General features: G+C 61.4%; 10 protein-coding genes. 6 read left to right on the top strand and 4 right to left on the bottom strand.

The features are described from left to right. Positions 1 to 248 precede the first annotated feature (248 nt). Entirely contained in the window at positions 249 to 1,100 is an 852-nt protein-coding gene (locus IRZ24_RS02000; protein ID WP_297160072.1) for a PIG-L family deacetylase, read from the bottom strand. Positions 1,101 to 1,498: 398 nt separating this feature from the next. Here IRZ24_RS02000 and IRZ24_RS01995 point away from each other — a divergent pair, with 398 nt between their 5' ends. The 3 genes from IRZ24_RS01995 (at position 1,499) to IRZ24_RS01985 (ending at position 4,674) form a co-directional block, all read left to right on the top strand. Next, positions 1,499 to 2,305, top strand: a complete 807-nt coding sequence (locus IRZ24_RS01995; RefSeq protein WP_297160070.1) for a PhoU domain-containing protein — start codon at positions 1,499 to 1,501, stop codon at positions 2,303 to 2,305. A gap of 305 nt (positions 2,306 to 2,610) precedes the next feature. Then, on the top strand, positions 2,611 to 3,198 hold the full coding sequence (locus tag IRZ24_RS01990; RefSeq protein ID WP_297160068.1) for a carbonic anhydrase: 588 nt from the start codon (positions 2,611 to 2,613) through the stop codon (positions 3,196 to 3,198). A 294-nt stretch (positions 3,199 to 3,492) separates the two neighbouring features. Further along, positions 3,493 to 4,674 (top strand): ribonuclease D, encoded by a 1,182-nt coding sequence (locus IRZ24_RS01985; RefSeq protein WP_297160066.1) that lies wholly within the window; start codon positions 3,493 to 3,495, stop codon positions 4,672 to 4,674. Here the strand turns inward: IRZ24_RS01985 and IRZ24_RS01980 are convergent. Then, a complete protein-coding gene (locus tag IRZ24_RS01980) occupies positions 4,661 to 5,095 on the bottom strand; it encodes a 6-carboxytetrahydropterin synthase (RefSeq protein WP_297160064.1) in 435 nt (144 codons plus the stop codon). The two genes, IRZ24_RS01985 and IRZ24_RS01980, sit on opposite strands and share 14 nt — an antisense overlap. Positions 5,096 to 5,325: 230 nt before the next feature. Then, positions 5,326 to 6,039 carry an SDR family oxidoreductase gene (locus IRZ24_RS01975; protein ID WP_297160062.1) on the bottom strand — a complete coding sequence of 238 codons (714 nt, stop codon included), beginning with the start codon at positions 6,037 to 6,039 and terminating at the stop codon, positions 5,326 to 5,328. A 356-nt stretch (positions 6,040 to 6,395) separates the two neighbouring features. Between IRZ24_RS01975 and IRZ24_RS01970 the strand changes: the two genes are divergently transcribed. After that, positions 6,396 to 7,649, top strand: coding sequence for a glycosyltransferase (locus IRZ24_RS01970; protein ID WP_297160060.1), 1,254 nt, complete (start codon positions 6,396 to 6,398; stop codon positions 7,647 to 7,649). A gap of 134 nt (positions 7,650 to 7,783) precedes the next feature. Continuing rightward, complete coding sequence (locus IRZ24_RS01965; protein ID WP_297160059.1) at positions 7,784 to 9,049, top strand: DUF4388 domain-containing protein; 1,266 nt, start codon at positions 7,784 to 7,786, stop codon at positions 9,047 to 9,049. A 205-nt stretch (positions 9,050 to 9,254) separates the two neighbouring features. Here the strand turns inward: IRZ24_RS01965 and IRZ24_RS01960 are convergent, their stop codons facing one another. Then, positions 9,255 to 10,751 carry an aldehyde dehydrogenase family protein gene (locus IRZ24_RS01960; protein WP_297160057.1) on the bottom strand — a complete coding sequence of 499 codons (1,497 nt, stop codon included), beginning with the start codon at positions 10,749 to 10,751 and terminating at the stop codon, positions 9,255 to 9,257. 480 nt (positions 10,752 to 11,231) lie between these two features. Here IRZ24_RS01960 and IRZ24_RS01955 point away from each other — a divergent pair, with 480 nt between their 5' ends. Next, the gene (locus IRZ24_RS01955) at positions 11,232 to 11,777 is read left to right on the top strand and encodes a peroxiredoxin (protein ID WP_297160055.1); all 546 of its coding nucleotides are present in this window, start codon (positions 11,232 to 11,234) and stop codon (positions 11,775 to 11,777) included. The last annotated feature ends 146 nt before the right edge of the window (positions 11,778 to 11,923 follow it).

The raw sequence follows: 11,923 nt of genomic DNA, 5'->3' as shown, positions 1-11,923 counted from the left end.
TGCTAGCACGGGCACTGGCTCATGAGCCGGAGCAACGTTATCCCTCTGTCTGGGCCTTTGCCAGGGCCTGTGAGCGGGCTTTGCTGGGAGATTAAAGCGGTGACACCGGGCTGAGGCGCTGGGCGCAGCCTGTTCCCTGGCGGCTGACCAGCGCTTGACTGCCGCGGAGCGGATCAGCTTGGGCCGGAGCCGAGAGGCCGAGCGCATCCGGCGAAAGAAGAGCAAGGACGTTGGAAGCGCTCTGTAGTTTAGCTATGAATATGAGCGAATAGGTCGTTCTCGCCTGGCAAGTCGGGACCAACGCGCGTGGCGGCAAGCTGGTAGCACTCGTAACCTCGCCAGCGCCGCTGGATTTCTGGAGGAATGCGGGCCATAATGCCAACTGTCCCGAGCTGCGTCCGATGGCAGGCCCAGGCACGGTCTTTGAGATCGAGCACCGAGGACACATCAAGGAAGACGCTGATCTGTTCATCAGGAATGCCAAGCTGATCAAGGTCGCTACCACGCAGGGCGGTCCCTTCAAGGGAAAGATCTTGCTCCTTGAGCCATTCGGCAAGGACACGAATGCCGCTGCGCGGAAAGCCGGTGTAGTAGAGCTTAGAAACGGCATGGGCCGGCCCTAGCTCGGGATACTGCGCCTCATCGGCTGCGGCGTAGAAGGCGCCTGTGGTGTAGCGGTAGATGGCGATGTGGTCAGGATGGCCGTATCCTCCCGTTTCGTCGAAGGTCACCATGACTTGCGGGCGGAAAGCGCGAATAATGGCGACCAGCTTGCCAATGACGTCAGCAGGTGGGGCCTGGATGAGAGCGCGCGGGTCGTTGTTGTCTGGTGTGCCCGCCATACCAGAGTCGCGATAGTCGAGAAACCAGAGGTGCCCTATGCCCAGCACGTCGGCGGCAGCGCGCAGCTCTTGTTCGCGCACCTGGCCAAGGTTCTCTGGGGTGGCGAGGACAGGATCAGCAATTTCTCCTACTTCCCCCCGCGTGGCACAGACCAGCCCAGTCTCAACCCCTGCCTGACCGTAAAGGATAAAGGCACCGCTCATGCTCCCTTCATCGTCGGGATGGGCAAAGACGCCCAGCAGTCGCCGTGTTGCCATGTCTTTCTATCCCCTTTGTACGAGCTAGCTGCGTGGAACCTGCTGCTACTCTACCATCACCCGCCGCTGGCTGTCAATTGTAAGCGTAGAGCCGCTGCCTGGTCGGCTGCAGTGCTTTTCTCCTATCCCTAAAGGTTAGAGGAGGAGATTGCAATAATACTCTATCTTTTCGGAGAAAAATATGGTACACTGAACGGGGTGAGAACCGGCAGCCATCTAGCTGCCTGGCTCGGCAGCGGCAAGGAGGCCGGGGCCATGCGGTAGCGAGCTGCTGCCTGTCTGCCTGCTAGCACGCTGAGCGGTTGGCTGCGCAGGCAAACTCTGCTGCCTGGGGAGGCCAGAGCGGAGACCTGTCTGCTTTCCCACAGCGAGCTGACTTTGTGCAAGGAGAGAAAGTGATGACGCGAACAGTGCTTGATAAAGAGCTACAGGAGCTAGATCAGCAGATCAATCAGCTTGGCGCGATGGTTGATGAGGCGCTCAAGAACGCGCTCGACGCTTTGCGCACCGGCGACCAGGCGCGCTCAGGCATGGTGATAGAGGCAGATGCGCGTGTCGATAGCCTGCGTGCAGCGATCGAGGAGCACACGATCCGTTTGCTCACGCTTCAGCAGCCATTAGCGGGTATGGATCTGCGCTATCTGACAGCGGCCTTGTCGATCGCCAGTGACCTGGAGCGCATTGGCGATGGTGCGGCGGGCATTGCGACGATTATTCTACGCATGATGCCGCTGCGTACAGAAGCCGCCTCGCAGGTGGAGGTCGATAGTCACCTAGCGGATGGCGATCCTGGGGTGAAGCCGGCAGCAGCTCAGGCGGCAGGGCGGCAGGCGTCTCACCGTGTGAGCGAGGCCTCAATTATGCAGGGCATCCTTGATCTGGGTCAGGAGGCGCGCCGTGTCTTGCAGGGCACAATGCAGGCCTTTGCGCAGCGCGATGCGGCGGCTGCCCGCCATCTCTGGCAGGAGGATGATGTGGTTGATGTGCGCTATCATTTGGTACGCCATGATCTGATGGCCATGCTGGCGGGTGCGCAGGCCATTCCCGCCCTTCAGAGCGATCCACGCATCTTGCAACGTGCCACCTACCTGCTTTGGATCGCTCATAAGCTGGAGCGCGTCGCTGATCATTGCACGAATATCTGTGAGCGCATTGTCTTTATCGTTGAGGGAGAGGCGGCCATCGCTGAGCGCCAGCCGGAGTAATCGGGCTGTCTGGCTCACCGGTGCTGCTGGTTGCCGGTCAGGCTGGTGTGGCCAGATAAGCAGTCTCGCAAGCGGGCTGGCCCGTAGAACCTGCGCATTGCACGTTTGTGGCGACTATGCTACACTGGAACTCATCCATCGATGCATTCGCTCACCCTTCAGGGTATTGACCTACCCGCTGCTCGGGCGCCGCGCCTGGTTCGCCTGGTCTCCGGCTCGCGTGAAGGGCTGATCGGCCACTGCAGCGGTGGGAGAGGGAAGTGCTTCGTGAGGGTGGGTACACAATTTGGCGAGAGAGACAAGCCATGCTGGATGAGGTTTTAGAGCATAATCGCCGCTTTGTTGAGGAGCATCAACTGACAGCGCTCAGTCATTTGCCTCGCCGGCGGACGGCGGTGGTCACCTGTATGGATTGTCGCCTAGTGGGCTTGCTAGAGCAGGCGCTCGGGCTGGAGCGTGGCGATGTGGTTGAGCTGCGCACCGCAGGGGCGACGGTGGCTGCCCCCGGGCGCGAGGGGGATGGGGTCAACAGTGATTTGATCCGCTCGCTGGCGGGGGCCATCTATTTACTTGGCGTACGCGAGGTGCTGGTGATCGGCCATACTAACTGTGGTCTCGCCCATGTTGATCCAGTGGCGCTGACCGCCTCGATGCAAGCGCTGGGGGTTGAGCCGCAGCGCCTGATTGAGCGCTATAGTCTAAGCGATCAGGCGGGCCTGGTGCGCTGGTTGGGGGCCTTTTCCGATGTTGAGGGGAATGTCCGCGAGGTCGTGCAGTTCATTCGTAACAGTCCCTTCTTGCCCAAACTCCCGGTGCATGGCCTGGTGATTGATGTGGTCAGCGGCAAGCTGGAACTGGTTGACCGCGACAGGCGTCCGGGGCTGGCCGGCTAAGGTTGGAGCTAGCCCGTGGGGCACTGAGAAAGGCAGGGCGCTGGCGTGGCCGTAGTAGCTGAGCTGATGAGGCTGCGCCCCTCCACATCCCGTTATAGTTCCACAACCTATGCGTTGGGCTTGGCGGCGCGGAAAGGAAGGGGCCGAAGCTGGGCTGATCTGCGGCTGCGGCCTACTTGAGTGGTTGGCAACTGCGGTCTGTACGTCAGCGCGAAAATCTGCTATAGTGGGAGACACCTCCAGGTTGATAGTCAGGTAACGTTTCTAGCTTTTGTGACCAGGATGGCAGAAGCGTTGAAAGACAGAGATGCTTCGCCGGAACCAGGCGTGCAGGAAAAAGTTCAGCCGGGTTATCTTGGCCCGACGCCTCCACTCGGTCGCCCGCCGGCTAAAGGGCGGCGGCTCTATGTAGAGCGACCGGAGCAATTGCGTGATGCTGTCGAGATCTTACGCACGGCCCGCATTATTGGAGTCGATGCCGAGTTCGTCCAGGGTCGCTCTCGGCTCCTGGGCGAGAATGGTCCTTCCCACCGCCTGGCCCTGCTGCAGTTAGCGATCGATGGCCAGTGTTTTGTGATTGATGCCTGGCGTCTTGCCGATCTCTCTCCTTTGGCGGCGGTCACGGAAAACCCTGAGATCAGTATTCTGCTACATGGGGCGGGGGCTGATCTGCATGTGATGGCCGAACGCGGCCTGAATGTAGCCCACTACTTTGATCTGGAGGCGGCAAGCCGCTCGATTTTCGGCCAGAACGAGTCATCGCTAGCGGCCATGTTGCAGCGGGCCTTTGGCATTCATCTCGATAAGAGTCTACAGCGTACCGATTGGGCGCGGCGTCCCCTTCCACCGGCGATGGTGGCCTATGCGGCACGAGATGCCGAGATGACCCTAGCTCTCTACTACTGGTTGGATGAGCACTATCATGATATTCTAGTGCTACATGAGTATGTTGGTGGGCTGGAGCCGGTCGCTGAGTGGATTGAGCCATTCCTGCGCGGCTCGTCTTCGCTGCCCGCCGAGCTAGCGGTAGCCGAGGCGCGTGAGAAGGGGCTGTTGAGCGAGGAGCAGATCTATGCCGATTGTCGTGCTGCCCTGGCCAGCCTGCGCCATCCAATGCGTCGAAGCCGGCTCTTGCGGCTGATCGCCGATCTCTCGCTGACCGGGCTGGCGCCCGAGATCGAAGCCTTGCTTAAGGCACCGACCTCCGATGAGCGCGCCGCTGCCGCGCGAGCTTTGGGCCGCTTGGGGCACCAGAGCAGCCGCGAGGCGATCCGTGCTCTCTTGCAGGACCCCGTCTACGATGTGCGCAAGGCCGCGCAGTCTGCCCTGCGTACCCTCAGTTCTTCTCCACGTCCGCTGACAGCACAGCCGACCCGTCTCACCGATGGCGCCCGCAGTTGGACGATCGGCGAGAGCGACGATGCTGCCAACGACACCGATTGGAAAGCCCGCCTCCGCTCACTTATGGATGAGTGAGTGGGTGGCGCTCGCCTCGGTAGCTAGCGCTATTGTTGTCGGTTTCGATCAGCCTGACCTCGTAGAGCAGGCCTGGCGGGAGCGCTGTCTCAAGGCGTTCCCAGAATTTGATGACCAGGTTTTCGGTTGTGGGAATGCTCTCACGTAGCCAGGGTACATCGTAGTTGAGGTGGCGGTGGTCAACCTGGTCGATGATGGCGCGATGCATAATCTCGCGCAGCTCGGTCAGGTTCATGAGCATCCCAGTGCGCGGGTCTGGTTCGCCGCGCAGAGTGACCTCCAGGGTGTAGTTGTGCCCGTGCCCGTTGGGATTGGCGCATTTACCGTAGAGTTCCCAGTTTTCGCGTTCGCTGAGGGCCTCGCTCCAGAGTCGATGCGAGGCGCTGAAGCTGGCGCGACGTGTTAAGTAGACTGTTGCCATAGTCCCGTCTGTCCTCCCGTCTTGTCCCCTCAATTGCTGACTCCTGTCTATCGGATCTGAGACGGCCAGCGACGGCCATCTCTGTCTGTCGACTCTGGCCCGGTCGGGGGCTGCCTCTCTTTCCCGCTGGCCTGGCGGGCCGGACCTGCTTCCCTAGCTTCTCCTGGAGCCGTCCGGCCTGGACTGCTCGAGCCGGGCCAACGGCCTCGCTGGCTTCCTGCTCGCTACGGCTAGGCGTTGCTGTAGATTTCCAGGTTGGTGCCACTGAGCATACGCCCGCTGTCGTCGGCCAGGAAGAGCAGGATCTCTGCCATATCGTCCGCGCTCATGCCAGGCTTGAGGTGGGGCGCTGCCTGGCGTAGCATGTCGGTGTCGACTGCTCCCGGGCTGACGGCGCAGACGCGGATATTGTAGGCTTTTCCTTCCAGAGCCAGGATCTCGGTCAGGCTGGCGATGCCAGCTTTGGAGACGTTGTAAGCGCTCAGACCCGGAAATTTTTCCACGCCTTTGACGCCCGAGAGCGACGAGATGTTGATGATGACGCCCTGCCCCTGCTCGGCCATGAGGCGAAAGGCGGCTCGACAGCACAAGAAGGTTCCGCGCAGATTGACCGCCAGGACCCGATCCCAGGTGGCGGTGTCCATTTCGCGAAAGGGGCGCACGGCAACGATGCCAGCGCTGTTGATGAGGATGTCGACGCGCCCATAGTGGGCGCGAGCCTGTTGAAAGAGCTGCTCGACGTCCTCCTCGCGGGCGACATCGCCGACGATGGTGAGGGCGCTGCCTCCCTGACGCTCGACGCGCGCGCGCGTTTCGTCGAGATGCTCCGGTGTACGGCTGAACAGAACGAGGCGGGCCCCTTCGCGCGCAAAGCGCTCAGCGGTGGCGCGCCCAATGCCACGGCCTGCTCCGGTGATGACAGCGACTCGATCTTTGATGCTCATGTTCGGAATTATAGCAAAGGCAGCGAGGCTTTTTCATGCTCTCTGGTTTGACTCGCTGCTCCTCCTCAACCGGAAACGAACCACGAGAGAGGGCGATGGGCTGGCTCTCTGATGCTGCCATCGAACCAGGAAGGGGATTTGACAGCAAGCAGGCTCGTGGCGCACAATGCTCCTGATGAGGATGAGCACCCTGAGCAGGAGGCGGCTGCGGCTGTTTGGCTCCAACTGGTTGAGGCAGGAGAGCGCGAGCTGGGCCTGAGATGGGTGATCAGGGCATAGCTGACCGCCGCCCTTTGGCTGGCTGGCTGGAACTCGCTCATCTCTCATTGTGGATGGAGGAAAAGGTGGCGAAGACGATGCGACTGGCACTGATTGCTCCTTGGGTGGTGAGACCGCCCATCATTGGGGGACTGCAGATCCGCTTTTATCAGCTACAGTGTCTGCTGGCGCGCCTGGCTGGGGCGCAGGGGCTGGCCATCTGGGACTTGCGCGACGGGGGCCCGGTCTCATTGGAGCGAGCGCCGCTCTCTGACCCACAGCGCCCCGAGCTGGCGGCCTTTGTGCCACCGCGGGGCGTCCGCGCTCTGGGGCTGCGCCTCTGTCATCTATGGCCTGGCTATGTGGCTTCGTCGCTGGCAAACCAGCGACGGCGCCTGCTGGACTGGCTGAGGCAGGAGCAGATCTCTCATGTTGTTCTGGTGCATCCTTACGCCAGCGAGCTGGCGCCGGCTCTCAAGCGGCGTGGCCTGCGTGTCTTTATTGATTGCCATAATGTTGAAAGCGAGCTGGCGCTACAACTGGCAGAGCTAGCCGGCTCGCCGCGCGAGGCAGAGGAGGCGCGTCTGCGCCATCTGGTCTTTCGGAGGCGCGAGCGTCGCTGTTTTCCCGCCGCCGATGAGGTCTGGCTCCCATCAGAGGAAGATGTTTGCCGTCAGCGTCAGGTCTGTGGCCCCTCCGCTGCAGTGCACTGGCGCGTCATCCCCAACGCCTTAGACCTGCGTCAGTATGAGCCGCCGCGGGCGTCGACGTCTGGCGAATTGGCAGCAGAAGAGAGCTTTGATATCGTCTATCCGGCGGAGTTTGGCTATGGCCCCAATGTTGAAGCGGCAGCCCTCCTGAGTGGGCGCATCCTGCCCGCTGTGCGTCGCCGCTGCCCACAGGCGCGGCTGGTACTGGTAGGACGTGATCGCTATGGGCTAGTGAGCTGCTTACGCCGTGAGCCGGAGGTGGTTGTCACTGATACCGTGCCTGACGTACGCCCGTATCTGGCCCGCGCGGCGGTTGTGCCGGTGCCCTTGCGGCATGGCTCAGGTACCCGCTATAAGATCCTGGAAGCCCTGGCACTCGAGCGCGCTGTGGTTACGACGCCGCGGGGAGCGGAGGGTCTGGCGCTGCGCGATGGGGAGCATGCCCTGATCCGCGAGCTGGAAGATTTTGAGGAGGCCATTGTGACCCTACTACGTGATCAGCGCCTGGCGCACCAGCTTGGACGCAATGGGCGCCGCCTCGTCGAGGAGCGCTATTCCTGGGAGGCGCTTGAACCCCAGCTACGGGCGGCGCTCGCGGCTCATAATGGGCTGGGGCAGCAGGGGCAAAGCGGTGCTTGTTGAAATGACTTGGTATTTGTTATAATGCACCAAGTGTACGCTCCCAGCATCAGGCAGAGACCGAGGCTCTGATTGGCCTGGCGTGGCCGGAAGTGATGACAGGTGGCGTGGCGGCTAGTCCCATTCGAGGGGGAAGTATGACGACGAATACCAGACTCTTGCAGGGGTCGCTGAGAGATTTCGGGTTGGTTGAAATTCTGCAGATGATGGAGCTGGGGTCGGCGACGGGTGCCTTGCACTTGAAGCACGAGCAGGGGCGAGTCGGTATTCTCTATTTCAGCGATGGCAAGATCGCCAACTGCTCTGAGCTTGATCCATGCGCGTTGACCCTGGGCGATGTGCTCCAACAATTGGGGATGGCCACCTTCCAGCAGGTGGAGTTTGCCTTCACCCAGCAGTTGCAGGACGCTTTCGGGCGCCGCATCGGCGAGCGCCTGATCGCCATGCGCGTCATTACTGAGCAGCAGCTCTATGAGGCGCTGCGCACAAAGGCTCTCTGGACAGCGCGTGAGCTGGCGCTCTGGCGCGAAGGGACCTATGAGTTCATTACAAGCCCCAAAAAGCAGGCCTTTCTGCCGTATGGGGAGCAGTCGCTTGATCTGGAGATTGTGCGGGTGACAATGGAGATGGTGCGCTATGCCGATGAGTGGGAGCAGCTTAAGCCTTATTTGCCCAATGGCATGCGCACGATGTTAAAGTTAGTGCCAACGATCCCCTACCCATTGAGCTTTAACGGGCGCGTGGTTGAGATCCTGCAGCGGGTGGCGCTCCATCGTTGGGTACGCAAGATTGCCACTGGTCTGCGCCGTCCTGAGTTGGAAGTAGCGCGCGACCTGGCGACTCTGGTGCAGCAGCGGCTGATTGTCCCCCTGCCTGAGGAGCCGCATCCCCCCTCGCGTGATGCGCGCACCGTGCGCTTACCCGGCCCCGCCGAGCGGATGCGCATGGAGAGCTTTGAGCTGCTCAATCTGATTAGCCGCATGGAGCAGGATTGGTATAAGCGCAAGAGTCCCGTGGAGCAGTTGCCGGCCCTGGTGCAGTATATTAACTGGACAATGGAGGCGCTGGCTGAAACGTGTCGCGCTAATGGCACGGAGCTAGATCCCAATACGCTGGAGGCGCTGCTGACTCGCGAGAAGCTGCGCTATATGGGGAACTATAAGTTCATTATCCACAATAATCGCATCGATGTGGAGAATTTCACAGCGCTTTGCCATGAGGTGCTCCACGCCGATTTACAGCGCTCCAAGGAGTTTTATGAAGAGGCGCTCTCGGTGCTCTCGCGCATCTTGCGCGTAATCTTTGAGACAATTAATTCGCGCGTTGCTTCTCTCTATGAACGCCTGGAAAATCAGGAGGTCTGGGAAGCGTTCTTCTCGCTCTTCGAACCGCCACAGAATTGAAACGCGCCTTGAGCTAGGGAAAGTCAGGGAGAGGCGAAGACGAGGAGCAGGCTCCCTGCATCAATGATGGTGAGGCACTAGACTCACAGGCTAACCAGGCAGGAGCCGGATGGGTCTGATTCGGGTCCAGATCGCGCCATTCATCTCCCCGTTCAGCCGTCCGGCTCCTGCCCACAGTTGCCCTTATTCTGGTTGGCCAGGGACGCTACTCGTAGACAACGGCGACGGTCTTGACCTCGGTGTAATCGGCGACGGCATGCGGCCCCAGTTCGCGGTGGCCGTTGCCGCTGGCTTTCATGCCCCCAAAGGGCATGTGGATCTCTGAGCGCGTGGTTGGCGCGTTGACATAGATCAGCCCGGACTGAATGTCGCGCATGGCGCGGAAAGTGTAGTGCGTGCTGCGCGTGAAGATGGCCGTTGAGAGGCCATAGATGGTGCTGTTGGCGACGCGAACGGCTTCTTCATAGGAGTCGACCGGGATGATCGAGACGAAAGGACCAAAAATCTCCTCGCGAGCGATGCGCATCTCCGGCTGGACATCGCCGAAGATAGTCGGCTGGTAAAAGGCTCCATCGCTGCATTCCCCTTCGCGCAGCGGGCTGCCACCATACAAGAGCTTTGCCCCTTCACGCTTGCCCAGCTCCGTGTACTCCTGCACCGCCTGGACGCGTCCCATATTGACAAGCGGCCCCATATCGACGTCCTCGCGCAGACCGTCGCCGATGCGCAGCCTGGCGGCGGCCTCGATCAGGCGCTCGGTGAATTCAGAAAGGACGGGGCGCTGTACAATGACGCGGCTGGTGGCCGTACAGCGCTGGCCGGTCGTGCCAAAGGCTCCCAGCGCGACGCTGGCAACAGCGCGCGGCAGATCGGCGTCTTCCAGGATGATGACAGCGTTCTTGCCGCCCAGCTCCAGCGCGCAGCGACGCAGGTCGCGCCCGCATAGCTCGGCTACGCGCTTGCCAACTTCAGTCGAGCCGGTGAGAGAGATCATATTGACGTCGGGATGGCTGGCCAGGGCCTCGCCGAGGGTGCCACCGGGACCGGTGACAACGTTGAAAACGCCGTCTGGTAGCCCGGCCTCCTGCAGTACTTCAGCGAGCTTGAGAGCGAGCAGAGGGGTGTCGCTGGCCGGCTTCAGAACAACGGCGTTGCCGGCTTGCAGGGCGGGAAAGGCCTTCCAGGCAGGAATAGCCAGGGGGAAGTTCCAGGGAGTGATGAGGCCGACGACGCCTAACGGCTGGCGAACGGTGAGATAGAGCTTGCCGCGCTGGACGGAGGGCACGGTCTCGCCTTCGGCCCGCCAGCCATCGCTGGCGATGTAGCGGGCGACGTCGATGGCTGTCTGCACTTCTCCCCGCGCTTCGCTCAGGATCTTGCCCATTTCACGCGTCATGAGGACGGCTAGCTCTTCCTGGCGCGCCTCCAGAATCTGGGCCGCCCGCATGAGTATCGCGGCGCGCTGCGGTGCAGGGGTGGCTGCCCAGTCGGGTTGAGCCTGGCGCGCGGCTCGCACGGCCTCATCAAGGTCGGCGACGCTCGATTGTTGATAGTACCCGATGATCTCGGAAAGGTGGGCCGGGTTGGTGCTGGGAAAGGTGGCGCCGCTTGCCGCAGGCCGCCACTGGCCGCCGATGAAGTTATAGAAGACCGGCGGCTCGCTACGCGCCGGCGCACTGGTCTGTACTTGTGGCTGTGTCATAGAAAGGTCACTCCTCACTGAGAGTATCGTCACTGCAGGCTGTGAAAACAGCTCGGGATCGGCCTCGATCAGCGGCTGCTGGCGGCTCAGGGATGGTGCTTGCGCTGCCTTCCCGCCCGCCGGTCGGCGCCGGCAGACCTGCCCGCCAGAGGCTGCAAGCTTGTCTGCTGAGCGGGCTGGCCTGGCCGCTGGCAGCCGATCCTCATTATAGCATACCAGTCAGGAGACACCTGGAGAGGGCGATCAAGTGGCGCGCTTGCTGACAGCCGCTGGCGCTGACTGACCTGAGCGGCCTGTCGCTACCTTGCTTGGACCTTGACCAGGGTTGTGCGTCTGACCTAGATTCTCTACGTATAAATGGTCTGCTTAGTTCGCGGAGAAGAGCAACGGATTCGCCGCCAGCAGCTCCCTCTGGGCGCTCCGGGTCAGCGCGGCGGTTGCTCTTCCGCGACGTGAAAGACAAGAAAGGGAAACACGCTCATGAGCGCATCAGAAACTGCGGAGCAGCGCAAAAAGGTACAAGTCGGTGACCTGGCGCCCGACTTCACCCTGCCCGATCAGACAGGTCGTCCGGTCAGCCTCCACGACTTCATCGGCAAAGCTGTGATTGTCCTCTACTTCTATCCCAAGGACAATACGCCCGGCTGCACGGCTGAGGCGGTCTGTTTCCGCGATAGCTATGTGGTCTTCAAGCAGGCGGGGGCCGAAGTGATCGGCGTTAGCTCGGATTCGAGCGAGTCGCATCAGCAGTTTGCCAACCAGCATCGGCTGCCCTTTATTCTGCTGAGCGACCAAGGGGCTGCCGTGCGCAAGCGCTACGGTGTACCGACGACGCTTGGTCTTCTGCCGGGGCGTGTGACTTATATTATCGATAAACGCGGCGTTGTACGTCACATCTTCTCATCTCAATTCAACCCTGAGAAGCATGTTGAGGAGGCGCTGACCATTGTCAGGGCCTTACAAAACGAGGAAGGGACGGCGGCCCCTTCAGAGGCTGCGGCTGAGGGGCCTCGCCAAGAGGCCTGATCGCTCTCATCTGGCTGCTTAGACCGCAGCCCGTGGAGCGACCATCGCGCGCCCGAAGAGGGTTGGCGAGCTAAAGCCTGTGCGGCCCTGCCCCTTCTCTCGGCTGTCGGCTCTCGACGGCGGAAGCGGCAGCCAGGGGAAGGGAC

Source organism: Thermogemmatispora sp. (genome assembly GCF_019683755.1).
Classification (GTDB): Bacteria; Chloroflexota; Ktedonobacteria; order Ktedonobacterales; family Ktedonobacteraceae; genus Thermogemmatispora.
The sequence above is the reverse complement of the archived record's forward strand: the minus strand, read 5'-3'. Positions and strand labels throughout refer to the sequence as shown.

Bases quoted from the DNA above. Each gene is read 5' to 3' on its own strand.
- IRZ24_RS02000 (WP_297160072.1), bottom strand. From the start codon at position 1,100: ATGGCAACACGGCGACTGCTGGGCGTCTTTGCCCATCCCGACGATGAA.
- IRZ24_RS01995 (WP_297160070.1), top strand. From the start codon at position 1,499: ATGACGCGAACAGTGCTTGATAAAGAGCTACAGGAGCTAGATCAGCAG.
- IRZ24_RS01990 (WP_297160068.1), top strand. From the start codon at position 2,611: ATGCTGGATGAGGTTTTAGAGCATAATCGCCGCTTTGTTGAGGAGCAT.
- IRZ24_RS01980 (WP_297160064.1), bottom strand. From the start codon at position 5,095: ATGGCAACAGTCTACTTAACACGTCGCGCCAGCTTCAGCGCCTCGCAT.
- IRZ24_RS01975 (WP_297160062.1), bottom strand. From the start codon at position 6,039: ATGAGCATCAAAGATCGAGTCGCTGTCATCACCGGAGCAGGCCGTGGC.
- IRZ24_RS01970 (WP_297160060.1), top strand. From the start codon at position 6,396: ATGCGACTGGCACTGATTGCTCCTTGGGTGGTGAGACCGCCCATCATT.
- IRZ24_RS01965 (WP_297160059.1), top strand. From the start codon at position 7,784: ATGACGACGAATACCAGACTCTTGCAGGGGTCGCTGAGAGATTTCGGG.
- IRZ24_RS01960 (WP_297160057.1), bottom strand. From the start codon at position 10,751: ATGACACAGCCACAAGTACAGACCAGTGCGCCGGCGCGTAGCGAGCCG.
- IRZ24_RS01955 (WP_297160055.1), top strand. From the start codon at position 11,232: ATGAGCGCATCAGAAACTGCGGAGCAGCGCAAAAAGGTACAAGTCGGT.